The 23,639-nt window shown below is 60.6% G+C and carries 26 protein-coding genes; 24 read left to right on the top strand and 2 right to left on the bottom strand.

Going from position 1 to position 23,639, the window contains the following annotated elements:
• The first annotated feature begins 60 nt into the window (after nt 1-60).
• Complete coding sequence (gene rpoS, locus JKA62_RS06390) at nt 61-1,068, top strand: RNA polymerase sigma factor RpoS (RefSeq protein ID WP_007954831.1); 1,008 nt, start codon at nt 61-63, stop codon at nt 1,066-1,068.
• Between the two features lie 489 nt (nt 1,069-1,557).
• Here rpoS and fdxA read toward each other — a convergent pair whose 3' ends face one another.
• Both fdxA and mutS read right to left on the bottom strand, forming a co-directional pair.
• Entirely contained in the window at nt 1,558-1,881 is a 324-nt protein-coding gene (gene fdxA / locus JKA62_RS06385; protein WP_007908827.1) for a ferredoxin FdxA, read from the bottom strand.
• Between the two features lie 163 nt (nt 1,882-2,044).
• Nucleotides 2,045-4,627 (bottom strand): DNA mismatch repair protein MutS, encoded by a 2,583-nt coding sequence (mutS, locus tag JKA62_RS06380; protein WP_011332706.1) that lies wholly within the window; start codon nt 4,625-4,627, stop codon nt 2,045-2,047.
• A 210-nt stretch (nt 4,628-4,837) separates the two neighbouring features.
• Here mutS and JKA62_RS06375 point away from each other — a divergent pair, with 210 nt between their 5' ends.
• The 23 genes from JKA62_RS06375 (at nt 4,838) to JKA62_RS06265 (ending at nt 23,585) form a co-directional block, all read left to right on the top strand.
• A complete protein-coding gene (locus JKA62_RS06375) occupies nt 4,838-5,572 on the top strand; it encodes an XRE family transcriptional regulator (RefSeq protein ID WP_041475154.1) in 735 nt (244 codons plus the stop codon).
• A gap of 685 nt (nt 5,573-6,257) precedes the next feature.
• A complete protein-coding gene (locus tag JKA62_RS28895; protein WP_236676454.1) occupies nt 6,258-6,539 on the top strand; it encodes a tail fiber assembly protein in 282 nt (93 codons plus the stop codon).
• 125 nt (nt 6,540-6,664) lie between these two features.
• Nucleotides 6,665-7,003 (top strand): phage holin family protein, encoded by a 339-nt coding sequence (locus JKA62_RS06365; protein WP_011332709.1) that lies wholly within the window; start codon nt 6,665-6,667, stop codon nt 7,001-7,003.
• 70 nt (nt 7,004-7,073) lie between these two features.
• Nucleotides 7,074-7,595 carry a hypothetical protein gene (locus JKA62_RS06360; RefSeq protein WP_011332710.1) on the top strand — a complete coding sequence of 174 codons (522 nt, stop codon included), beginning with the start codon at nt 7,074-7,076 and terminating at the stop codon, nt 7,593-7,595.
• Between the two features lie 3 nt (nt 7,596-7,598).
• Nucleotides 7,599-8,207: a phage baseplate assembly protein V gene (locus JKA62_RS06355; RefSeq protein ID WP_201816906.1), complete on the top strand. Its 609-nt coding sequence runs from the start codon at nt 7,599-7,601 to the stop codon at nt 8,205-8,207.
• A gap of 14 nt (nt 8,208-8,221) precedes the next feature.
• The gene (locus tag JKA62_RS06350) at nt 8,222-8,554 is read left to right on the top strand and encodes a hypothetical protein (protein ID WP_007954853.1); all 333 of its coding nucleotides are present in this window, start codon (nt 8,222-8,224) and stop codon (nt 8,552-8,554) included.
• Nucleotides 8,551-9,546: a baseplate J/gp47 family protein gene (locus JKA62_RS06345; RefSeq protein ID WP_201816902.1), complete on the top strand. Its 996-nt coding sequence runs from the start codon at nt 8,551-8,553 to the stop codon at nt 9,544-9,546. The genes JKA62_RS06350 and JKA62_RS06345 overlap by 4 nt, the downstream gene beginning before the upstream one ends.
• Nucleotides 9,543-10,178, top strand: coding sequence for a phage tail protein I (locus JKA62_RS06340; protein ID WP_201816887.1), 636 nt, complete (start codon nt 9,543-9,545; stop codon nt 10,176-10,178). Before JKA62_RS06345 ends, JKA62_RS06340 begins: the two co-directional genes overlap by 4 nt.
• Nucleotides 10,179-13,148 carry a phage tail protein gene (locus tag JKA62_RS06335; RefSeq protein WP_236676453.1) on the top strand — a complete coding sequence of 990 codons (2,970 nt, stop codon included), beginning with the start codon at nt 10,179-10,181 and terminating at the stop codon, nt 13,146-13,148. It begins immediately after the preceding gene.
• A 9-nt stretch (nt 13,149-13,157) separates the two neighbouring features.
• Nucleotides 13,158-13,703 carry a DUF4376 domain-containing protein gene (locus tag JKA62_RS06330; protein WP_201816884.1) on the top strand — a complete coding sequence of 182 codons (546 nt, stop codon included), beginning with the start codon at nt 13,158-13,160 and terminating at the stop codon, nt 13,701-13,703.
• Between the two features lie 101 nt (nt 13,704-13,804).
• A complete protein-coding gene (locus JKA62_RS06325) occupies nt 13,805-13,990 on the top strand; it encodes a hypothetical protein (protein WP_039771239.1) in 186 nt (61 codons plus the stop codon).
• Between the two features lie 2 nt (nt 13,991-13,992).
• Nucleotides 13,993-15,159: a phage tail protein gene (locus tag JKA62_RS06320; protein ID WP_201816881.1), complete on the top strand. Its 1,167-nt coding sequence runs from the start codon at nt 13,993-13,995 to the stop codon at nt 15,157-15,159.
• Nucleotides 15,159-15,665, top strand: a complete 507-nt coding sequence (locus JKA62_RS06315; RefSeq protein WP_011332717.1) for a phage major tail tube protein — start codon at nt 15,159-15,161, stop codon at nt 15,663-15,665. Before JKA62_RS06320 ends, JKA62_RS06315 begins: the two co-directional genes overlap by 1 nt.
• Nucleotides 15,666-15,745: 80 nt before the next feature.
• Entirely contained in the window at nt 15,746-16,327 is a 582-nt protein-coding gene (locus JKA62_RS06310; RefSeq protein WP_011332718.1) for a phage tail assembly protein, read from the top strand.
• 128 nt (nt 16,328-16,455) lie between these two features.
• Nucleotides 16,456-18,936, top strand: a complete 2,481-nt coding sequence (locus JKA62_RS06305; protein ID WP_201816876.1) for a phage tail tape measure protein — start codon at nt 16,456-16,458, stop codon at nt 18,934-18,936.
• Nucleotides 18,933-19,316: a phage tail protein gene (locus JKA62_RS06300; RefSeq protein ID WP_011332720.1), complete on the top strand. Its 384-nt coding sequence runs from the start codon at nt 18,933-18,935 to the stop codon at nt 19,314-19,316. Before JKA62_RS06305 ends, JKA62_RS06300 begins: the two co-directional genes overlap by 4 nt.
• Nucleotides 19,309-19,521 carry a tail protein X gene (locus JKA62_RS06295; protein WP_011332721.1) on the top strand — a complete coding sequence of 71 codons (213 nt, stop codon included), beginning with the start codon at nt 19,309-19,311 and terminating at the stop codon, nt 19,519-19,521. Before JKA62_RS06300 ends, JKA62_RS06295 begins: the two co-directional genes overlap by 8 nt.
• A 9-nt stretch (nt 19,522-19,530) precedes the next feature.
• Entirely contained in the window at nt 19,531-20,559 is a 1,029-nt protein-coding gene (locus JKA62_RS06290) for a hypothetical protein (protein WP_011332722.1), read from the top strand.
• 61 nt (nt 20,560-20,620) lie between these two features.
• A complete protein-coding gene (locus JKA62_RS06285) occupies nt 20,621-21,205 on the top strand; it encodes a phage tail terminator protein (protein WP_011332723.1) in 585 nt (194 codons plus the stop codon).
• Nucleotides 21,202-21,381 carry a DUF2635 domain-containing protein gene (locus tag JKA62_RS06280; protein WP_007954893.1) on the top strand — a complete coding sequence of 60 codons (180 nt, stop codon included), beginning with the start codon at nt 21,202-21,204 and terminating at the stop codon, nt 21,379-21,381. The genes JKA62_RS06285 and JKA62_RS06280 overlap by 4 nt, the downstream gene beginning before the upstream one ends.
• On the top strand, nt 21,381-22,877 hold the full coding sequence (locus JKA62_RS06275; protein ID WP_011332724.1) for a phage tail sheath subtilisin-like domain-containing protein: 1,497 nt from the start codon (nt 21,381-21,383) through the stop codon (nt 22,875-22,877). The genes JKA62_RS06280 and JKA62_RS06275 overlap by 1 nt, the downstream gene beginning before the upstream one ends.
• Before the next feature lie 67 nt (nt 22,878-22,944).
• Nucleotides 22,945-23,292, top strand: coding sequence for a phage tail tube protein (locus JKA62_RS06270; protein ID WP_007908779.1), 348 nt, complete (start codon nt 22,945-22,947; stop codon nt 23,290-23,292).
• Complete coding sequence (locus JKA62_RS06265; RefSeq protein WP_003222226.1) at nt 23,289-23,585, top strand: phage tail assembly protein; 297 nt, start codon at nt 23,289-23,291, stop codon at nt 23,583-23,585. The genes JKA62_RS06270 and JKA62_RS06265 overlap by 4 nt, the downstream gene beginning before the upstream one ends.
• The last annotated feature ends 54 nt before the right edge of the window (nt 23,586-23,639 follow it).

Genomic DNA, 23,639 nt, shown 5'->3' with positions numbered 1-23,639 from the left:
GTTGCCAAGGATAAAGGCGCCGCTTGAGCTTGGGGTCGAACTCACCAAAGGACTATAACAATGGCTCTCAGTAAAGAAGTGCCGGAGTTTGACATCGACGATGAGGTTCTCCTGATGGAGACCGGCATCGATTCGGATTCGATGTCGAATGATGAAGGGGCTGCTCCACCTTCCGTTCGTGCCAAATCCAAACACTCCGCTTCACTTAAACAACATAAGTACATCGATTACACTCGGGCACTCGATGCCACGCAGCTGTACCTCAACGAAATCGGCTTTTCCCCACTGCTCTCCCCGGAAGAAGAAGTTCATTTTGCGCGCTTGTCGCAAAGTGGCGATCCTGCCGGGCGCAAGCGCATGATCGAAAGTAACCTGCGGCTGGTGGTCAAGATCGCCCGGCGTTACGTCAATCGGGGGCTGTCGCTGCTGGATCTGATCGAAGAGGGCAACCTCGGACTGATCCGAGCGGTGGAAAAGTTCGATCCTGAGCGCGGCTTCCGCTTCTCGACCTACGCAACCTGGTGGATTCGTCAGACCATCGAACGCGCGATCATGAATCAGACCCGGACCATCCGGCTGCCGATTCATGTGGTCAAGGAACTCAACGTGTACCTGCGGGCTGCACGGGAGCTGACGCAAAAGCTCGACCACGAACCTTCACCCGAAGAAATCGCCAACCTGCTGGAAAAACCGGTGGGCGAGGTCAAGCGCATGCTGGGCCTGAACGAGCGGGTTTCTTCGGTCGACGTCTCGCTGGGTCCGGATTCGGATAAAACCCTGCTGGACACCCTGACGGATGACCGTCCGACTGATCCGTGCGAACTGCTGCAGGATGACGATCTGTCGCAGAGCATCGATCAATGGCTCTCGGAGCTGACCGACAAGCAACGCGAGGTGGTGGTACGCCGCTTCGGTCTGCGCGGCCACGAGAGCAGCACGCTGGAAGATGTAGGCCTGGAGATCGGCCTGACCCGGGAACGGGTGAGACAGATCCAGGTGGAAGGCCTTAAGCGCCTTCGGGAAATTCTCGAGAAAAACGGCCTGTCGAGCGAGTCGCTGTTTCAATAAGCCGCCCGCCTGACCGCCATGCAGAAAGCCCCGACTGGTTCGGGGCTTTTTGTTTGTGTGCTGAAAGCGGCAGGTATTCCCACCTTGTAGGTTTGCGCTGTAAGCCTTTGCTGACTGTATCGTAAGTGTTCGTTATTTTTACACTGCTGCCGAAGGCGATTGCGCTCATCATCTTCGGGTAACACAATGATTTATATGGTTATTTTTTAATGTTAAGGGCTTATGACAACAGGTTCACGCGCTGAGGGCCGGTTGCCCCCTGCGGGGAACTCGCTAGTATCTGGGTTGTGTCGACGGATAGACACGCCCTTCAAGGAAGAGGGGAATGGACATCGCAGGAAGCGATTCATCAGGACGATGAAAAGGAACACAGGGAATAGGGAAAAAATGTGGGCGGGTCAAACCGCCCCTTTTTTTGCCTGAAGAAAAGCCAGACCCGCAAAAACAAAAAGGCCCGCGAGGGGCCTTTTCATTCGAGCGCGGGACAGATCAGCGTTCGAGGTCTTTGATCTTGCCTTTGACGCCATCCCACTCTTCGGCATCCGGCAGCGATTCTTTCTTCTCGGTGATGTTCGGCCAGATTTCGGCCAACTCGACGTTCAATTGAATGAACTCCTGCATCTCTTCCGGAACTTCGTCCTCGGAGAAAATGGCCACGGCCGGGCATTCCGGTTCGCACAGGGCGCAGTCGATGCACTCATCCGGGTGAATCACCAGGAAATTCGGGCCTTCGTAAAAGCAGTCCACCGGACAGACTTCTACGCAGTCGGTGTACTTGCACTTGATGCAGTTGTCGGTGACGACGAAGGTCATTTCTAATTTTCTCCTCAGGCGGCGGCAGCGTTGCCCCTTCACGGTTGGGGTCGCCAGGTTCGGGAGCGATGTCTGCCAGCCAGGCTATTAGCCAGCAGCATCCCGAACCGCGCGAGATTCTAACAGCTTGAAGCCGTTTGCGTTATATCCGGTTCGTCGGTGCTTAGATCCGGTTCTTAAGTGCATATAACATTTCGAGCGCACGACGCGGTGTAACGTCATCCAGATCCAGTTTGGCCAACTCATCCAGCACCGGATGCGGAAGGCTGGCAAACATGTCGCTCTGTTGCGGCGCTGCCGGTTTGCCCTTGGCGGCCGGCTTCGGCGCCTCATGTGGCAGCGCGGTATCTTCCAGGCGGCTCAAGTGTTCACGAGCACGCACGATCACTTCGCTTGGCACACCGGCCAGCTGCGCAACCGCAAGGCCATAACTCTGGCTTGCCGGCCCCGGCAACACATGGTGCAGGAATACGATGCGCTCATTGTGCTCGGTGGCGTTGAGGTGCACGTTGGCCACCAGCGGTTCGGCTTCCGGCAACACGGTCAATTCGAAATAGTGCGTCGCAAACAGAGTATAGGCCCGCAGCTGCGCCAAACGCTCCGCCGCCGCCCACGCCAGGGACAGACCATCAAAGGTGCTGGTGCCGCGCCCGACTTCGTCCATCAGCACCAGACTGCGCTCGGTGGCATTGTGCAGGATGTTCGCGGTTTCGCTCATTTCCACCATGAAGGTCGAGCGTCCGCCGGCGAGGTCGTCGCTGGAACCGATCCGGGTGAAGATCCGGTCCACCAGCGACAGTTCACAACTGGCTGCCGGCACGAAGCTGCCGATGTGTGCCAGCAGCACGATCAGTGCAGTCTGGCGCATATAGGTGGATTTACCGCCCATGTTCGGACCGGTGATCACCAGCATGCGGGTGTTGTCGTCCAGGCTCAGGTCGTTGGCCACGAACGGCGTTGTCAGCACTTGCTCGACCACCGGATGACGGCCCTGGGAGATGCGCATGCACGGTTCGCTGACGAACGTCGGGCAATTCAGGTCGAGATTCAGCGCACGTTCGGCGAGGTTGCTCAGCACGTCCAGCTCGGCCAGGGCACCTGCGGTGTCCTGCAGCGGCGGCAGCTGGCTGATCAAATCTTCCAGCAGCGCTTCATAAAGCATTTTCTCGCGAGCCAGGGCGCGGCTCTTGGCCGACAACGCCTTGTCTTCGAACTCTTTCAGTTCCGGGGTGATGAAGCGCTCGGCACCCTTGAGGGTCTGACGACGGATGTAGTCTGCCGGCGCTGATTCAGCCTGCTTGCTCGGCAACTCGATGAAGTAGCCGTGAATGCGGTTGTAGCCGACTTTCAGGTTGGCGAGGCCGGTACGGGCCTTTTCCCGGGCTTCCAGATCGATCAGGAACTGGCCGGCGTTCTCGCTCAGCGATTGCAGCTCGTCGAGCTCGCTGTCGTAACCGGTTTTCAGCACGCCGCCGTCACGGATCACCGCCGGCGGGTTGTCGATGATGGCTTTTTCCAGCAGCGCCGCCAGTTCCGGATAAGTGCTGGTGGTGGTCGCCAGACGTTGCAGGTGCGGCGCCTCGAGATCGGTCATCGCCACTTGCAGTTCAGGCAGCGCACCGAGCGCGTCGCGCAGGCGAGCGAGGTCGCGAGGGCGGGCATTGCGCAGGCCGATCCGCGCCAGGATACGCTCGATGTCGCCGATTTCCTTGAGCTGCGGTTGCAGGTTTTCAAAGCGATAGCGGTCGAGCAGGCAAGTGATCGAGGTCTGGCGAGCCAGCAGCACGGTCAGATCGCGCAGCGGACGGTTGAGCCATCGGGTCAGCAAGCGGCTGCCCATCGCGGTCTGGCAACGGTCGACCACCGATTGCAGGGTGTTGTCGCGGCCACCGGCCAGGTTAGTGTCAAGTTCGAGGTTACGGCGGCTGGCGCCGTCCAGCACCACGGTGTCGTCCAGCCGTTCATGGCGCAGGCTGCGCAAATGGGGCAGGGCGGTGCGCTGGGTTTCCTTGGCGTACGCCAGCAAGCAACCGGCGGCGCCGATGGCCAGGGTCAGGGTTTCGCAGCCAAAACCTTTGAGGTCTTGGGTGGAGAATTGCTGGCAGAGACTTTTCAGCGCCGAATCACGTTCGAAATCCCACGGTGCACGACGACGTACGCCACGGCGTTTTTCCGCCGGCAGATCCTTCGGCCAATCATCCGGGATCAACAACTCGACCGGGTTGACCCGCTCCAGCTCCGCCAGCAGGTTTTCCCAGCCCTTGATCTCCAGCACGGTGAAGTTGCCGCTGGTGATGTCCAGCACCGCCAGACCGAACAGACGCTCGTCGCCCAGCACCGCCGCGATCAGGTTGTCGCGACGCTCATCCAGCAACGCTTCGTCGCTGACCGTACCGGGGGTGATGATCCGCACCACCTGACGTTCCACCGGGCCTTTGCTGGTGGCCGGGTCGCCGACCTGCTCGCAGATCACCACCGACTCGCCGAGCTTGACCAGCTTCGCCAGATAACCTTCCGCCGCGTGATACGGAATCCCGCACATCGGAATCGCCTGACCCGCCGACTGCCCGCGCGCGGTCAGGGTGATGTCCAGCAACTTGGCCGCCTTCTTCGCGTCTTCGTAGAAGATCTCGTAGAAGTCGCCCATGCGGTAGAACATCAGCTGGTCCGGGTGCTGATTCTTCAGGCGCCAGTACTGCTGCATCATCGGGGTGTGGGAGGACAGGTCGGAGACGGCTTTATTCATCGGATTGTCAGGCAACTCGTTGGAAGGTGTGGGGCAAAAGCGGGGCAGTCGCCGGGCTTTTCCGCGATGGGCGCAAGGTTACCATGGGCGGTCTGTCGGACGCAGGCATCGCGGCCGGGTGACATCTATCTGGTGCAAAAACGTCGACTATGCACGATTTATGCAAATCAGCATTTGTCTTCGCGAAAAACTTCAAGCACTATGCGCGTTATGCAAAAACGCAACGTATCTACCGTCTTAAGAGCACTGCTCGACCAGCACGGGATCTCCCCCACGGAGCTCCACCGTCGCACCGGCGTGCCTCAATCCACGCTCTCGCGGATTCTCAGCGGGAAGATCGTCGATCCTTCAGATAAGCACATCTCGAAGATCGCCGAGTACTTTGCCGTGAGCACCGACCAGTTGCGCGGGCGCGCGGATGTTGCGCCCGCCGCCAACGCCGGACGCGACGAGTTGCATTCCGAACTCAAGGACATAAGCCTGTGGGACGACGACACCCCCGTCGATGACGACGAGGTGTCGGTGCCCTTTCTTCGCGAGGTTGAATTGGCTGCTGGATCAGGAAGATTCGTCATCGAAGAGAGCGAACGCTCAAGCCTGCGCTTCGGCAAGCGCAGCCTGCGCCATAACGGTGTGCAGTTCGACCAGGCCAAATGCGTGACGGTGCGGGGCAACAGCATGTTGCCGGTGCTGCGCGACGGTGCCACGGTCGGGGTCAACGCGGGAAAATGCGGGATCGGCGACATCATCGATGGCGACCTTTATGCGATCAACCACAACGGTCAACTGCGGGTGAAGCAGCTTTATCGCCTGCCTACCGGTATCCGTCTGCGCAGCTTCAATCGCGATGAGCATCCGGACGAGGACTACAGCTTCCAGGACATGCAGGAAGAGCAGATCGTCATCCTCGGTCACGTTTTCTGGTGGGGCATGTACGCCCGGTAACCCGATCCCTTTCGGATAAAACCCGCCTCGGCGGGTTTTTTTTCGCCTGTAGAAAACCGGGCAACCCTTGATTGGCGGGGCTTCCATGCATCCGCGCATTTCTCGTGCATAAATAAATGCATTTACGCATTGACTGTATATGCATCCATGCATATTCTTGCCACCAAGCCGCTCGACAAAGCGGCTGGCAACAACAGCTCTTTAGTTCCACAAGAACAGGCAGCGATGGACCGGCCTCAACGGTTCAGAGGGTTGGCAACTGACCCGGGTGTGCAGCGTAAAGCACCAGAAGCAGTTATCCGGCGGGCAGGGACCGCGGTCGGAAAAACAATTTGAATGGACTCGTACCGCGCCAGTAGCGCCGAAAAGTCAGCTTCCTTCTTTGAACAATGGACAGAAGGAAGGCGAAGGAGCGCATTACTGAAAAGCCCGGCGAGTTGCCGGGCTTTTTGGAATGCCTGCCTGATATTCAAGAGGTGTGCAGAAGGACGCGCAGCGTGTATTGGAAATCATCAGAGGTAAAGCGAATGAATCGTTACGTTTTGGTAGGACGTGTTTATAAGTCCGGTTATCAAGTCGCGCTGCAGATTCTGGAATCGGATGAGCCCATGCCGACGACTCTTCCGGTTGGGATAGCGGACGCAGAGTGGTATGACATCACCGGAGATACTACGGCTCACGTGGGATGGAAGGTTTTTTTAAACTGGAAGAAGACGGTTTGCTCTTCGTCGAGCCGACCCACGAAGAGCATCTCGCAATCAACGCTGCCCGCATGCAAGAGCGGTTTGATGTCGCTGCACTCTGGCTGACATTCAATCCTTTGCAATACAAGCTGGATCTTGGCGTCGCTACGCCGGCGGACGAAGCTGCGTTACTTGCTTACAAGCAATACTTCGTTGCCGTCAGCGAAGTCAAAAAACAGCCTGGCTATCCGGCCACTATCAACTGGCCGGTAGCTCCCTTCTAGTTTCAGCCACGAGTGCGCATTACTGAAAATCCCGGCCTTGCGCCGGGCTTTTTGGAATGCCTGCCTCAAGAGAAAACGTTTGAACCCTACACACAACACTCACCCATTACTCCCGGAGGCGTGACATGACAAACGAGCAACAAGCGTTGGCGGACATGCCGATCTGGTTGGTGATCCTCCTCGCCGTGGTCGGCGGGGTGTCCGGCGAAATGTGGCGCGCCGACAAGGAGGGCGCTCGCGGCTGGTCACTGTTGCGGCGCCTGGCCTTGCGTTCCGGCGCCTGCATGATCTGCGGTGTCTCGGCGATCATGCTGCTGTATGCCGCCGGGCTGTCGATCTGGGCTGCCGGCGCATTCGGTTGCCTGACGGCCATGGCCGGGGCCGACGTCGCCATCGGTCTGTACGAGCGCTGGGCGGCCAAGCGCATTGGCGTCTGCGAAGTCCCGCCACGCGACCAGCCTTGAATTTCAATTTTCCCCATGCCGCCATTTCGGCGGCAGGGCTTCGCGTGGACGAATGAAAAGGAGGTCATCTATGCCCACACCGATCCAGCAGCCGTCGCAACTGTTCACCGCCATCGCGACGACACTGCGCAACACCGCCGGACTCGACCTCAAGGTCGGCAGCCGCGGGGATTTTGATGCGCCGGGCGAGCAGGCCTGGGTGCTGATCGACATCGAGCGAAATGCACCGGGAGAGCGTGCCGCCAATGGGCGCATCGCTCATGTGCTGACGCTGTCGCTGCAAGTTATTCCGGCGCTGTCCGCCACGGCGTTTGCCGCCTGTGACCTGATCGCGGCGCTGAAAAACCGGGTCACCGACAACCGCTGGGGCTTGCCCGGCGATCAATGCGATCTGCCGATGAACATCGATGGCTTGCCGTCATTGCTCATCCGCGCCGACCAGCCGAACAAAGCCTGGACGCTGTCGTTCAACCAGACGCTCTACCTGGGCCCGACCCTGTTGGACGATCCGTTGGGTACACCGAAATTCGCCCGCACCTGGGAAGTCAGCGACATCGACGATCCGGATCAGTACACCACGCTGGAGGCCTGACCGATGTTCGACGCGTTACTGCGAATGCAACTGGGCCCGATCATCGAGCGACTGGCGGAAATGGAAGCGGAGATTGAAGACCTGCACCGGCGTGCCGAGAGTTATTGCCGCATCGGCATCTGTCAGGACGTCGACGCCGCGAGCAATACCTGCCGGGTCAGCCACGGTGGATTGCTCACCCCGGCCATCCGATTTTTCAACCCGAGCGCTGGAGCACAGAGCGAGTCGCGGATCCCGACGGTGGGCGAGCAGTGCCTGCTGCTGAACTACGGCAGTGGTGAAAGCGGTGCGCAAAGCGTGGCGTTGTTCGGCCTGAACAGTGACCGTTTTCCACCAACCTCGACGGTGCCGACGTTGACTCGTCGTGTTCATCAGGACGGCAGCGAAAGCGGCTACGACGACGCCACGCACACGCTGCATTGGCAAAACGGGCCGGCCGCCTTCAACGGTTCTCGCGAGTCGCTTGAGCTGAGCATCGGTCCGGCACGGCTGGCGATGACCCCGCAAGTGATCAGCCTGCAACTGGGCGCGGTCGGCCTGACCATCGACGCCTCGGGCGTGCACTTCAGCGGCCCGTTGGTGGATCACCAGGGCCGCGTCATCAGCCCCTGAATCAAGAGCTTCCCATGATCGGAATCGATAGAGACAGCGGGGCCACGGTCGACGACTGGCTGCAATTCGTGCAGCGCGCGACCCGGGCCCTGACCACGCCGCTGGGCACCCGGCAAAAACGGCCCTTGTACGGTTCGCTGATCCCCACGCTGCTGGGGCAGAACCTGGGCGACGACATCCTGTTACTCGCCCAGAGCCACGCGGCCCAGGCGTTCTACAACCCGCAAAACGGTATCGGCGATTTCCAGCCCGGCGTGATTGTCGCCACCCGTCAGGGCGCCGGATTGCTGTTGCGTTTCGCCGGCACCTGGAAAAACCGCCAACAGACTTTCGAGGTCGTGACATGAGCATGTTGATCCCCGGCCAGAATCAGTTGGCCGAACCCTCCTTGATCAAGGTCGATGCCTTCGAGGATCTGCTCGCCGAGTTCAAGACCTTCGTGGTCGAGTACGTCGGCGCGCGCTCGCCGCAGAGCGCGGAAAAACTCAAGACCAGCCTGGAAAACGAAAGCGAACTGCTGACCCTGGCTCTGGAGGCCTTTTGCGTTCGCCTGCAAACCCACGAACGCAAATACAACGCCCGCATCAAGCAGATGCTGGCGTGGTGGGCCACCGGCAGCAACCTCGATGCGCGGCTAGCGGACATGGGCCTGGAGCGGCAGTTGCTCGACCCGGGCGACCCGGCAGCATTCCCGCCGGTGCCGGCGATCTACGAAAGCGACGATGACGCCCGGCTGCGCTATTACCTGGCACCCCATGCGCCGGCGGCGGGTTCGCGGATGCAGTATCGCCGGGAGGTCTTCACCCTCGGTGAAAGGCCGACGGTGAAAGTCGAATCCACCGAGGCCGGTGTGGTGAACGTCACCTACACCTTTGACCCGGACGGTCTTGCCGCACAGGTCAAGGACGGTAACGGCCGTCGCACCGCGCCGGGCGAAGTGCAAGTCACCGTGCTTTCCCGCGAGGGCGACGGTACACCGTCCCCGACGCTGCTCGAAGGCGTACGTCGACACTTCGCACGGCCCGACGTTTGTCCCGAGACGGACAAGGTGACGGTGCAGGCCGCCGAGATTCAGTGCTACAAAATCCGCGTGGTGGCGAAGATCAATTCCGGTCCGGATTCGGGCCTGACCAAGGTCGCCGCGCAGCAGCATTTGCAGACCTACGCCGACAGTTGCCATCGCCTGGAAGGCCGGGTCGATCCGAGCTGGATCGACTACACGCTGCACAGCGCCGGCGCCGTGCAATTGCAGATTCTTGAACCGCTGGCGCCGATCGTCTGCAGCGCATTTCAAGCGCCGTACTGCACGGCGGTTGAGGTCGAGGTGCAGACGCTATGACCGATCAGACACCGCGTCCGACCCTGCTGCCAGCCAACAGTTCGGCGCTGGAACGGGCACTCGACATCGGCTTCGGCGCATTGCTTGATCGCGTCGCGCCGCCGTTTCCCGAACTGATGAATCCGGCCTCAACCCCCGTCGCCTTCCTGCCGTATCTCGCAGCGGATCGTGGCGTTGCCGAATGGAGCACCGACGCACCGGAAGCGGAAAAGCGCCTGACCGTCGAACTGGCCTGGCCCACTGCGCGCCAGGCCGGCACCCGCAAGGCGCTGGAGAACGCCGCCAAGGGTTTGCAGCTCAGGCCGGAAATCCGCGCCTGGTACGAACAGACCCCGCCCGGCGAGCCTTACAGCTTTTCCGTGCGGGCCTTCAGCGAACAACCCTACAGCGAAGAAATCGACGCCCGTCTCGACCGGCGCCTGGCTGATGCCAAGAGCGAGCGGGACGTGCTGTCGGTGTCGGTCGGCCTCAGCGCCTTCGGCAATCACGTCATCGGCGCCGCGACCTTCTGCGGTGAGTTGACCACGGTTTATCCGGTGTTCATCGAAGGGCTCGAAACCTCGGGAGAGGCGTTCTTGGGCGCGGGCATGTACACCGTCGAAACATCCACTATTTATCCTCAGGGGGCCTGAATGGCTGACTATTACACCCTGCTCACCAACGCAGGGATTGCCTACGAAACCGCCTGCAAGGCAGCGGGCGTACCGATCAAGCTGACGCAGATTTCCGTCGGCGATGGCGGCGGCGCGGTCTACAACCCGGCCGCGACGGCTACCGCGCTGAAACGCGAAGTCTGGCGCGGACCGCTCAATGCGCTGTTCCAGGACGAGAAAAATCCGAGCTGGCTGCTCGCCGAAGTCACCATCCCGCCGGACGTCGGTGGCTGGTACGTGCGTGAAGCCGGTCTGTGGACCGACACCGGCATTCTCTACGCGATCGTCAAATACCCGGAGTCGTTCAAACCGGTGCTGGCCACGTCCGGCTCGGGCAAAGAGTTCTACATCCGCTCGATTTTCGAGACCAGCAATGCCTCGCTGGTGACGCTGGTGATCGATGACACGGTGGTAAAGGCCACTCGTGCGTGGGTCATGAGCTACCTCGCCGAAGAACTTGGCAAACTGGATGGCAAACAGTCGGTTCGCGTAGCTGCGACTGGCAATGTCGTGTTGAACGGTGCACAGCAAATCGACGGTGTTGCAGTGGTTGCTGGCGACCGTGTGCTGCTGCCGAATCAGACCCTGGCCAAGGACAACGGTCTGTGGATCGTCACCAACGGCGACTGGGTTCGGGCCAACGATGCCAACGTCAGCGCCAAGGTCACACCGGGCCTGACGGTGATGGTGGAAGAGGGCACGCTCAACGGCGATTCGCTGTGGCACCTGACCACCAACGCACCGATCACGCTCGGCACTACCGCGCTGACATTCAAGATGCTGGCCGGGCGCACCGGGATTGCTGCCGGTACCTACAAAAGTCTGAGCGTCGACGAATACGGCCGCGCGACGGCCGGCTCGAATCCGGACACGCTGGCCGGTTTCGGCATCAAGGATTCGTACACCAAGGCTGAAGTCGAGGCGCTGATTGCCAAGGCATCGGCGTTGCCGGTGGGGTCGATTGTCGCGTTCCCGGTTGACTCGCCACCTCCGGGCTTTCTGGAGTTGGACAACAGCGTCAGGAGCAGCGCGACCTACCCGGACTTGAGCGCCTATCTGGGCGGCAAGTTCAACAAGGGGGATGAGGGTGTCGGGAATTTCCGGTTGCCTGAGGCACGTGGGGAGTTTTTGCGCGGTTGGGATCATGGCCGTGGTATCGATGGCGGTCGGGCAATCGGCAGTTCTCAGACTGACACCCTGCAGAACATCTACGGCACCTTTGATGGCTATCTTGATATCACCACCGTAAGTGGTGCGTTCACAATGGGCAACATGAGCCGGTCCCCATCGCCGCTCAACCAGAAAGACGCTTACCACAGTGTGATCCTTGATGCTTCAAAGGTGGCTCGTACTTCCACGGAAACCCGCCCCCGCAATATTGCCGTCATGTGGTGCATCAAGGCCTGGAACGCTCCGATCAATCAGGGAAACATTGACGTAGCGGCACTGGTCAAGGAAGTATCCCGGTTGGGATCTGCCGTTCCGGTGGGTGCCGTCATGGCGTTCCCGACAGGTATCGTGCCGCCCGGCTTTCTTGAACTCAATGGCAGTGTGCAGAGCACTTCGACTTATCCGGATTTGGCGGCATATCTCGGCACCACTTACAACAAAGGTGATGAGGGTGCCGGAAACTTCAGGTTGCCGGAATCGCGTGGTGAGTTCCTGCGAGGTTGGGATCATGGTCGTGGTGTAGACCCGGGTCGGGCGATTGGCAGTTGGGCACCTGATGAGCTGAAGTCTCACGTTCACCAAGTTGACGCGCCTGCCAATCCGAGCGGATTTGGCCAGGACAAGGTCGCTCGTGGCAACCGCTCCGACAGCAACGGAACACCACAGACGACTGCCACTGGCGGTTCGGAAACCCGTCCGCGCAGCATTGCAGTCATGTGGTGCATCAAGGCCTGGAACGCGCCGATCAATCAGGGAAACATCGACGTCGCCGCACTGGCCAATGAAGTCGCACAGCTCAAATCTTCCGTTCCGGTCGGTGCTGTCCTGTCGTTTCCAACGGGCGTCGTTCCTGCCGGTTATTTGGAGCTGGACGGCAGTGTGCAAAGCATTGCGACCTATCCGGATCTGGCGGGTTATCTCGGCACAAAGTTCAACAAGGGGGACGAAGGTGCGGGCAACTTCCGGTTGCCGGAATCTCGCGGTGAGTTTCTGCGTGGTTGGGATCATGGTCGCGGTGTTGACGCTGGTCGGACAATCGGTAGCTGGCAAAAAGCGACGTTGGTTGCGCACGATGCGGTGACCTCGACAGCGCAGGCTATCCAAGCTGCCGCCTCATCTTGGAAACTCAATCCAGACAATAGTGGGAAGTCTCACCCGGTACTTGGAGGCGACGTTGCCTCTGCGGCCGACTATCCTTCCGCATTTTTCTCTTCTGGCGAAATCACCTCCCCTGTATCGCTGAATCAGGCGGCGCTGTTTACTGATGGGCACCTGGTTGGCACCCGTCCGCGCAACCTCGCCGTCATGTGGTGCATCAAAGCCTGGAACGCACCGGTCAATCAGGGAAGCATTGATGTCGCAGCGCTGGCTCCTCTGGCCCAGCAAGCGACCGAAATCAAACACGGCACAGCCAAACTCGCCACTCAGGCGCTGACCGATGCCGGGGCTGACGACACCACAATCGTGACACCCAAAAAACTCCGCTGGGGATTTCAGATTCTCAAGGAAATCAACGGGTACATCATTTTCCCGTCCTGGCTCGGTGGCCTGATCATTCAGTGGGGCAGGGTCTCCGGAAATGGTGGTACGGACATCGCCACTGCCTTCCCGATTGCTTTTCCAAATGGCATGTACAGCCTGAACGCGACGTTGAACTACACACCAGGGTCGGCAGTGAACGGGTATGTGGATGTCGGTGTGTCAAATCTCACTTCGTTTTATGGAAAACATACCTTTCCCGGGGTCACGGTCTTTCATTGGGTCGCGGTGGGCAGTTAAGGAGAGATCATGAAATACGCACTGTTTGACGAGAATTCGAACTTGCAAACCTGCCTGATTGAAGGGGTTCACCCGATTCCCGCGTCGGCAGTCAAAGTCGATGACAAGTTGTTTATCAGGTTGACCCAGGAAGCCGACGGCATCTGGCGTCGAGTAGGCGATGAAATTGTCAAAACGCCTTTCCCACAAGTAACTCCTGATTATGCGCAACGGGTCGCCGATGAGCGCTATGAGCGGGAGGACGCGGTCGTTTCTGTGGAAGGTTTAACTGTTGCAACCTCCCGTGAAAGCGCGGGGATGATCTATGGCGCTGGCATCTCGGCGATCCTCGATCCTGATTACCGCTGCAACTTCAAAACGCTCGAGGGTTTCGTCGAGATCGGCGCGCAGCAGATTCTCGCGATTGCCAAAGCTGTCAGGGCGCACGTGCAGGCTTGTTTCGACCGCGAACTGGAATTGCTCCAGGCAATCGAGGATGGCACGTACTCCGATGAAATGCTCAAGGAAGGCTGGCCCGATTCCATGCCAGCTTCACCGACCTCCGAGCCTCAATAAAACGCCCCGCACCCCGGGGCGTTTTATTGTCCGCCCAACACATTCAACACCCGCCAAGCCCCTCCCAACGAGGGGCTTTCCCGTTTATGGAGAAACGAAAAATGGCAACCCGCCAAACCTACACCGTGCTCGTTCCATTCCCCACCGGCGGTGGGCACTGGTCGAGCGTCGGCCAGGAACTCGATCTGCTCGACGTCGAGGCCAGTGCCCTGCACAGCGCCGGTCGACTGGAGCTGAAAACACCTACCACCAAGGCCGTGAAGGCCGCTGCCAAGAAGGCTGACTGACTATGGCTGAGGTTCTGAACTTCGAGCACAACGGCATTACCGTCAATGCCACCGAATCCCCCGACGCCATGGGTGGCCTGGGCGACAACGTCATCGGTCTGGTCGGCACCGCGCCGAAAGCCGATCCGCTGATTCCGCGTAACGCACCGTTTCGCATCAACAGCTTCACCACCCATGCGCTGCTCGATCCGACCGGTTCGGAAGAGGGCACCCTGTACCACGCCGTCTACCAGATCCTCAAAGTGGTCAAGGTGCCGGTGTACGTGGTGATCGTCGAAGCGGGCGCGACTCCGGCTGACACCGTCAACGCGGTGATCGGCGGCGTTGATCCAACCACCGGTCGCAAACTCGGTCTGGCGGCACTGGGCAGCGTCCCGGAAGACCTGACCATCATCGGCGCACCGGGCTTCACCGGCACTAAAGCGGTGGCCAGCGAGTTCGCCTCGTTCGGCAAGCGCATCAAGGCCCGTGTGGTGCTGGACGGCAAGGACGTCTCGGTCGCCGATCAGGTGCTGTATAGCCAGGAACTGGGCGGCGCTGACCTCGGTTTCGACCGTTGCCTGGTGGTGCACAACATGCCGGCCGTGTACTCGAAAGCGGCGACGAAAAACGTGTTCCTCGCGCCATCGAGCCTGGCGATCGCCGCGCTGGCCAAGGTCAAGCAATGGGAAAGCCCGGGCAACCAGGTGACCTACGCCGAAGACGTGTCGCGGGTCGTGGAATACAACATCCTCGACACCTCCACCGAAGGCGATCTGCTCAACCGCTACGGCGTCAGCTATTACGCCCGCACCATCCTTGGCGGCTTCTCGCTGCTGGGCAACCGTTCGATCACCGGCAAGTTCATCAGCTACGTCGGTCTGGAAGACGCCATCAGCCGCAAGCTGGTGAAGGCCGGCCAGAAAGCCATGGCCAAGAACCTGACCAAGTCGTTCATGGATCAGGAAGTCAAACGCATCAACGACTGGCTGCAAACCCTGGTCGCCGACGAAACCATTCCCGGCGGCAGCGTATATCTGCACCCGGAACTCAACAGCGTCGAGAAGTACAAGAACGGCACCTGGTACGTGGTCATCGACTACGGCCGCTACGCGCCGAACGAACACATGGTTTATCAACTCAACGCCCGCGATGAAATCATCGAGCAGTTCCTGGAGGACGTTCTCTAATGTTTACCAACCGCGTAAGACAGGCCATCGCGGCCACCCTGCAAGGCCTGCCGCTGTCGGCGACCGTGGAGGAATTCACTCCGCCGAAGATCGACTTCGACATGGAAAGCATGACGGGCGGGCGCTTCATCGTTGAGGAAATGGCCAAGAGCGCCAAGGCACTGAATGCCACGCTCAAGCTGCAAGGCACCGGCGCTGAAGTGCTGCTGGCGATGGGCGTGAAACTGGGCGACGACATTCTGCTGAACGTGCGCGAAGCCGGACAGGATCAGGACGGCAACACCTGGTTCACCTATCACACCATCGGCGGCAAGCTCAAAACCATGGGTGAGGAAGCAATCAAAATGGGTGGCAAAGCCCTGACGACTCTTGAGTTCTCCTGCCGCACCTACAACCGCCTGGAAAACGGCATTCCGGTGATCGACATCGACGTGCGCACCCAGAAGTTCGTGCTCAACGGCGTCGACATCCTTGGTGATGCCCGTCGTGCGGTGCTGATGCCGTAAGCCTTTCGGCAGATCAGGCACAAAACCTGTGGGCGTTCATGCCCACAGGAATCTTCAAGAACACCCAAGGAATTCCTTTCATGTCGTGGATGCCACCCAAGCATGTCCTGTTGTCGCCGATCACCGGTGACGACGGCTCGCAGATCGAATCGATCCAGCTCAAACCGCTGTTCTACGCCGCCCAGAAAGAAGCGCTGGAACGCGCTGGCGACGATGAAGACGATCAGTTCTTCGAACTGGCGCTGCTGGCCACCGGCTTGTCGGTCAAGGAACTCGACCAGCTCAAGCGTCCGGACTACGTGACCATCGCGCAATACGTGCACGAGATGTCGACCCGTCCGGCGTCGTACTTTCTCGATCAGGTCGAAGACGCGGAGAAATCCGACGATCCCGACCAGGTGCAATTGCTGCAACCGCTCGCCGTCACCGGCCGCACCGTGACTTCGCTGAGCCTGGAAATGCCGGCGCTGCGGGCCACCAAAGTGATGAAGAAACTGAAAACGGCCAAGGAACGCGCCGAGTTCATCACCGCCCATTGCACCGGTCTGATGATCCCCGATCTGGCCCTGATGACCGTCCCGGACTGGACGCAATTGCAGGTGCGCATCGACGATTTTTTAAACCAGCCGGCGGCCTTCTTTCAGAACGCGACATCGAAGTAATCCTCGATATCGTGCCGCTCATTTACCCGGTAAGTGAGGCGGAAATTCTGGAGTGGGACGCCGAAAAGGCGTTGCGCCGCTACGACATAGCGATCACTCGCCTTGGCGTGAAAAAGGAGTAGAGCGGCATGGCAGACACATCGTTTTCGCTGATGTACGCCGCGCAAACCGCAGGCGCGGGTTCCGGTTTGTCGGCAGGGGGATCGGCCACGGACAGCCTGATCAAACCACTGTCCGAACTGAAAGAGGCGCTGCTCACGGCCAGTGTCGACATCCGCAGTCTGGTGCGTGAACAGATCAAGCTCGGCGCCGTTGTCCTGGGGCTGAACACAGCTCTGGCATCGTTCAAGGTGCAGGTTGTAACTGCCGCACCGGCGGCAGGCGGCGAGAGCAAGTCTAAGCTCAAGGCTGAGATTGAACAGCGCTCGCCTCCGGCCTACCTGCAATCGGACATGGCCCTGAAAGCCGCCATGGCCCAGCTCAGGCAGGTTCAAGGCCTGAGTGGCGACCTCGACACGCTGTCGAAAGCCAACCTCAAACTGGCCACCGATAAACGGGTTGCTGGCAGTGGGGCGACGGTCGTGGATCTGGTGCAGGTCGAAGTCGCGGCTGGCAGATCCGGGATTGGCGCTGGTCTCAAGGGCGCCGACAAGGAGCAAGTGCTGCTGGACTTTGCCCGGGATGCGGCGGTCAATGCGTCGGCGTTCGGCATCAGCCTGAAGTCGGCCGGTGAAATGCTGTCGGCCTGGCAAATCTCGATGAAACTGGATCGCGCTCAAGGTCAGTTGCTGGCCGATGCGACTCAGCATCTGGGCAACAGCGGACTGAACGCAACGGCTGCCGACATCGGTTCGGTCGTGCAGCAATCCGGCGAGTCGGGCGTTGCGGCCGGCATCCTTCCCGAGCAGTTGGCGGCGTTGTCCGCCGCATTGCTCAACGCTGATGTCGACAAGGCCGGTGCCGGGGCGGCGGTGAAAAGCATCAGCGCAGCCCTGGCCAAAGGCACCCAAGGCTCGGCGGCCGAGCAGTCGGCGTGGAAGGCGTTGGGGCTTGATCCCGGCAAGTTGACCGAAAACGTACCGGACAGCCTTGTCAAAGCGTTGGCGGCATTGAAGCAACAACCGGCAGAGCAGCAAACGGCGCTGATCAAGACACTTTTCAGTGGCGACGATGGTGTACGCAAACTGCTGGCGAAACCCGAAGACCTGCAAAAAGCGTTTTCGCTGGTCGCGCCGGCCAAACTGGAAGGAACGTCGACGCTGGTGTCCTCGCAAGCGGCCCAGAGCAGACTGGCATCGTCATTTGCGGGTGAGGGAGGCGTGGGTCAATGGATGGGCAAACCCGGCGAGGCACAGACGCCGCTTTCATTGCTCAAGCCCAATGATCCACTGACACCGGCTTACAGCGGCGCGATTGAACGCAGCGCCGAGCCTGCGGGCAAAGACCCGCAGCGAAGCTGGAACGCGTTCGATGCCAGTCTCAATCGTCTGATCACGGCGTTGGCGCCGGATGCGACCGGCACGTTGGACTCGCTGACGAATATGACCAATGGCGTGGCCGATATGGCCGAAGCCTATCCAAAAACCTCGACGGCGCTGGCCGTTGCGGGCGCTGGACTGTCGGCCATCGTGGTGGCGGTGATGGGCAAGGCGTTCGGCAATTTCACCGACAAACTGCTCAAGGGCGTCGCTTCAAAATTGCCGTTCGGTCTTGGCGGTTTGATTGCCGATCTTGAAGACCCCAAAGCAAAGGACAAGTCTGCCAGGAATGGCGCGGATCATGACTGCTGCTGCAAACCGTTGGGCAGCGGGAGCGGGACGGCTAACACACTCGAGCCACGCTGGCCAGGCATCCGGCGGCGAGCCGGACGTGAGCCCACCGGCCGAAGCGTGCGAAGTCTACGCAGGGTGACGCCTTGGCCACCACGGACCAGCGCACCACCAGCGGTGCCGGCACGGCCCGTTCTGCCTTCCATGTCCGGCTCACCCTGGCCGGGAAGCATGACGGCATTTTCCGGCTCGTCGGCCGTCAGTGCTGCACCGGCCGCTCCGCTGTCCGGTGCTTACGCTAGGGCAGGCAAGTTGCTCGCCAAGCGAGCGCCGCCGCTGCGATTGCTCAGCGCCGGGTATGAAATGGTGACCGGCGTCATGAAGGGCGATACGCGTTCCGTCGTGTCGTCCGGTGCATCGTTAGCCGGGTCGTCTGCCGGAGCCGCTGTCGGTGCTGCACTGGGCACGTTGATTCTGCCGGGTTTGGGCACCATGGTCGGCGGGTGGCTCGGAAGCATGGCGGGGGGAGCCATCGGTGAGTCCCTGGGCGACAAGCTCGGGACACAAGTCGATCGTCTTGGCTCTCCTGCACAGGTCAGTAAAGATCTGATCGCGACCTCGGCGACCTTCACGATTCCCGCGACACCTGCCACCGCAACTGCCAGCCAGCCTGTCACGTTCAACTCCACCATTAACATCAATGGTCAGGATCAGGGCAGCGCCCAGGCACTGGCCAATCTGGTGGTGCAGACAACGATGAGTCAATTGGGCCAGATCATGCCGACCAACCCCCTCGCCACACGACGTGACGCAGCCCTGACCGATGGAGTCGCCACATGAAACAACAAATGGCACTGGGCAGTTTCATCTTCGGCCTGTCCCGCGGCTTTGCCTACAGCACATTGCTGCGCAAATCCGATGGCGGCTGGACGGAACTGCCGATTCTCACCAGCAAACCCAAGTCCAGTCAGATCGGACAGAAACCGGAAACCCTGAACATCACCGGCAAGTCGATGTACGCGGTGGCCATGGATCGGCTCGATGAGCTGCGGGCCCTGCAATCGCTTCGAGTCCCCCTGCCGCTGATCGATGGCATCGGCCGCAACTGGGGTCTCTGGCGAATCAACAATGTTCAGGAAACCCAAAGCTGCGTCATCGATGACGGCACGGCGATGGTGGTCGACTGGGTTATCGAACTGGCGGAGTTCAACAATGCGTAAGGTACGAAGCGTGGCCGGTGACTCGGTGAATCTGTTGCTGTACCGCGAAACCGGTCGCAGCGATGACAGCGCCGAAGAAGCCCTGTGGACACTCAACCCGACCCTGGCCGAGCACGGCCCGATCCTGCCGGCAGGTGTCTGGGTGACGCTGCCGGAACTCGACTCGAAACCAGCCGTGATCAAACCGGTCCTTGCCTGGGATTAAGGAGGCTGTATGGCACAGGGATTTACGCCGGCGATTGAAATCTACGGGGCCAACAAGGATCTGCTCAACCAGCGTCTGATCAGTTGGGAACACATCGATGCCGCCGGGATGGAGTCCGATCAACTGACGCTGGTGCTCGATCTGGAAGGCCTTGAAGGCTTGCCGACCCTGGGCGGAACCATCGGCCTGCGGGTGGGCTATCTGGAGACCGGGCTGGTGGAAAAAGGCCAGTTCAAGGTCACTCGACTGACGCCGACGCTGTTCCCGCTGCGCCTGACGCTGGTCGCGACCGCCGCGCCTTTCAGCGGCAAGGACGACTCCGGATTCAAGGAACGGCGCACGGCCAGTCATGGCCCTACAACCCTTGGCGGACTGTTTCGCGAGCTGGTCTCGAGACACGGATTCTCGCCGCGCGTGGATCCCGAACTGGCGCTGATCAGGATCGCCCATGTCGACCAGTCGAACGAAACCGACATGAGCTTCATCACACGCCTGGCGAAAAAGTACGACGCGGTGGCCAAACCGTTCAACGACCTTTACGTACTGGCGAAACCGGCGCAGCTCAAAAACCTGTCGGGCCAGGTGATACCCAACGTCATGCTGTCGGTCACCCACAACAATCGGCCGGGCGATCACGCATTCATCAGCGCCACGCTGGAAGAGACCGCCCGTACCCAGAATCAGGGTTGCAAAACCTCCTTTTGGGACAGTGCGCTCGGCAAACTGCGCGAAGTGGTCACCGGTTCCGAACCCTACAAGGTCATCCGCCAGAGACTGGCCAGCGAAGAAGAAGCCAAAGCCATCGGCGAGGCCGAAGTGCGCAAGATGCTGCGCGAGAAATACAAGCTGAAGGTCACCTGTCCGGGCGATCCGTTGCTGGCGGCCGAAGGTCTGCTGGTGCTCGACGATACCTGGCCGGATTTCATGCGCGGTCGCTGGTCGATTGAAAAAGTCACCGCCAGTGGCAAGCGCGAAGAAAGCTATCGCTGCCTGATCGAAGCCAACGGCCGGGATCCCGAGGCAAAAGCCAAGGACTGATTCCCCGGTCTCACCGCCACACGCATCACTGTGGCCACTCCCACATCCTGGAACGCTCCCCATGAAGATCTCCCCGATCCTCACGCAGCTGCGTGCGCAATGCCCAAGCCTTGCCGGCCATATCGCGACAGGTGTCGACCTGGCGCTTCTGCAAGGCAACCCGAATCTGCCGATGCCCTCGGCCCATGTTTTACCGCTGGCCGACATGGCCAGCGCCAGCACCGCACAGAACTCTCCCAGCCAACCGATCCGCGACCGCTTCGAAATCATCCTGGCACTGGATGCCACGGACGCCACAAAAGCGCTGGATCTGTTGCACGACCTGCGCGCCGAACTGTGGCGTGCGCTGGTGGGTTTCAAGCCCGCTTCCGACTACAGCGCCATCGTTTATGACGGCGGCGAAACGGTCTCGATCAACAGCAGCCGCGCGTTCTACCGGCTGCGCTTTTTTGCCGAGTTCCAGCTGGGCCGCAATCTGCCAAGTCAGCCTGCGGAGAGTTGGCACGAACGCGAACTGGACGGTTTGTCGTCCTTTACCGGGGCCACCGTGCGGGTCGACGCGATCGACCCGGCCGACCCCAACCTGAAACACCCGGGCCCTGACGGGCGCGTGGAACTGACTTTCTCTGGAGACGTAACCCCATGAGCAACCGCATCACCGTAGTGCCGGCCGCCGGCCGTGCCGTGCCGGACCCGGAAGCCGGCGACCTGCTGCCACTGGAAGGCCGTGAAGTGCTGGACAGCGCCTGGTGGCGCCGGCGTCTGGCCGACGGCGATATCACCCTCAAAACCGCAACAGCCAAACAAAAGGGAGCCAAATAATGGCGATCGGATTCAGCAACATCCCTGCGGACATTCGTGTACCGCTGTTCTATGCCGAAATGGACAACTCGGCCGCCAATAGCGCGTCCTCGTCCATGCGTCGCCTGATCGTGGCGCAGGTCAACGACAACATCGCTCCGAGCGAAGTCGGCAAACTGGTGCTGGTCTCCAGCGTGGCGCTGGCCAAGAGCATTGGCGGCCAGGGCTCGATGCTGGCGTCGATGTACGAGACCTTCCGCAAGGCCGACCCGATCGGTGAGATCTGGTGCCTGCCGCTGCACAACGCCACCGGCGCCATCGCCAAAGGCGTGCTGACCCTGACCGGTACCGCGACTCAGGCGGGCGTGCTCAACCTGTATGTCGGCGGCGTCCGCGTCCAGGCCACCGTGGTCAACGGTGCCACGGCTGCACAGGCTGCGACTGCTCTGGCCCAGAAAATCAACGCCACCGCCGATCTGCCGGTGAGCGCAGCAGCGGCCGAAGGCGTGGTCACTCTGAACGCCAAATGGACCGGCGAGAGCGGCAACGACATCAGCCTGCAATTCAATCGCCTGGGCAAGAGCAACGGCGAAGAAACCCCGGCCGGCCTGACCACCGCCATCACCGCCATGACCGGCGGCGTCGGTGTACCGGATCAAGTGGCTGCCGTTGCAGCACTGGGCGATGAGCCGTTCGAATTCATCGCACTGCCATGGTCCGACCTGGCCACCCTCAACACCTGGCAAGCGGTGATGGACGACAGCACCGGTCGCTGGTCGTGGGCCAAGCAACTGTTCGGTCACGTCTACAGCGCCAAGCGCGGCACCGTCGGCACGCTGGTGGCAGCCGGTCAGGCACGCAACGACCAGCACATGACCATTCAGGCGCTGGAGCCGGGCGTTCCGCAACCGGTGTGGGTACAGGCCGCAGCACTGGCCGCACGCACGGCGGTGTTCATCTCCGCCGACGCCAGCCGTCCGACCCAGAGTGGCAGTCTGCCGGGCGTCGATCCGGCGCCAGCGAGCGAGCGCTTCACCCTGACCGAGCGTCAGTCGCTGCTCAACTACGGCATCGCCACCGCGTACTACGAAGGCGGCTACGTGCGCATCCAGCGCTCGATCACCACCTACCAGAAGAACGCTTACGGCCAGGCTGACAACTCGTACCTGGACAGCGAAACCATGCACCAGTCGGCGTTCATCGTGCGTCGTCTGCAAAGCGTGATCACCAGCAAGTACGGTCGCCACAAACTGGCTTCCGACGGCACCCGTTTCGGCGCCGGCCAGCCGATCGTCACCCCGGCGACCATTCGCGGCGAGCTGATCGCCCAGTACGCCAAGCTCGAACTCGAAGGCCACGTGGAAAACGCCGAGCTGTTCGCCGAGCACCTGATCGTCGAGCGCGACGTGCAGGACCCGAGCCGCGTGAACGTGCTGTTCCCGCCGGATTACATCAACGGTCTGCGCGTGTTCGCACTGCTCAACCAGTTCCGCCTGCAGTACGACGACGTCGCCTGATCGGCGCGTCTGACACTGTGATTTCAGCCCACCTCGCGTGGGCTTTTTATTTGAAGGGAGTAACACCATGGGTCAACTGATTGCAGGCACCTGCTACGTCAAGGTCGACGGTGCACAACTGACTATCAACGGTGGCTGCGAAGCCCCGCTGATGGCCGTCAAACGCGAAACCGTCGTGCCGGGCTTCTACAAGGAAACCGACATCGCGCCATCGTTCAAGGTGACCGCGCTGCACACCGCCGACTTCCCGCTGAAGAAGCTGATCGAAGGCACCGACATCACCGTCACTTGCGAATTCAGCAACGGCAAAGTCTACGTACTGGCCGGTGCCTACCTGGTCGAAGAGCCAGTCTCCAAAGGCGATGACGCCACCATCGAACTGAAATTCGAAGGCATCAAGGGGACCTGGCAATGAGCGGCGCCGTGAAGCTTCAGGTTGCGATCGAAGCTCACGGCGAGCCCCTGACCGAACTCGTCCTGCGCCGTCCAACGGTGCAGGAAGTGCGAGCGATCAAGGCGCTGCCGTACAAGATCGACAAAAGCGAAGAGGTCAGCCTCGACATGGACGTGGCGGCCAAATACATCGCCGTGTGCGCCGGCATTCCGCCGTCGTCGGTCAACCAGCTGGACCTGGCTGACCTCAATGCGCTGAGCTGGGCCGTTGCGAGTTTTTTCATGAGTGCGGCGTCGGAGCCATCACCGACCTGATTTCGGTCGCCTATGACCTGGCCTGGTTCTGGAAGGTTGACCCCGAACAGATGA

Origin of the sequence: Pseudomonas sp. B7, assembly GCF_016735645.1 — a bacterium.
Classification (GTDB): Bacteria; Pseudomonadota; Gammaproteobacteria; order Pseudomonadales; family Pseudomonadaceae; genus Aquipseudomonas; species Aquipseudomonas glycinae.
The sequence above is the reverse complement of the archived record's forward strand: the minus strand, read 5'-3'. Positions and strand labels throughout refer to the sequence as shown.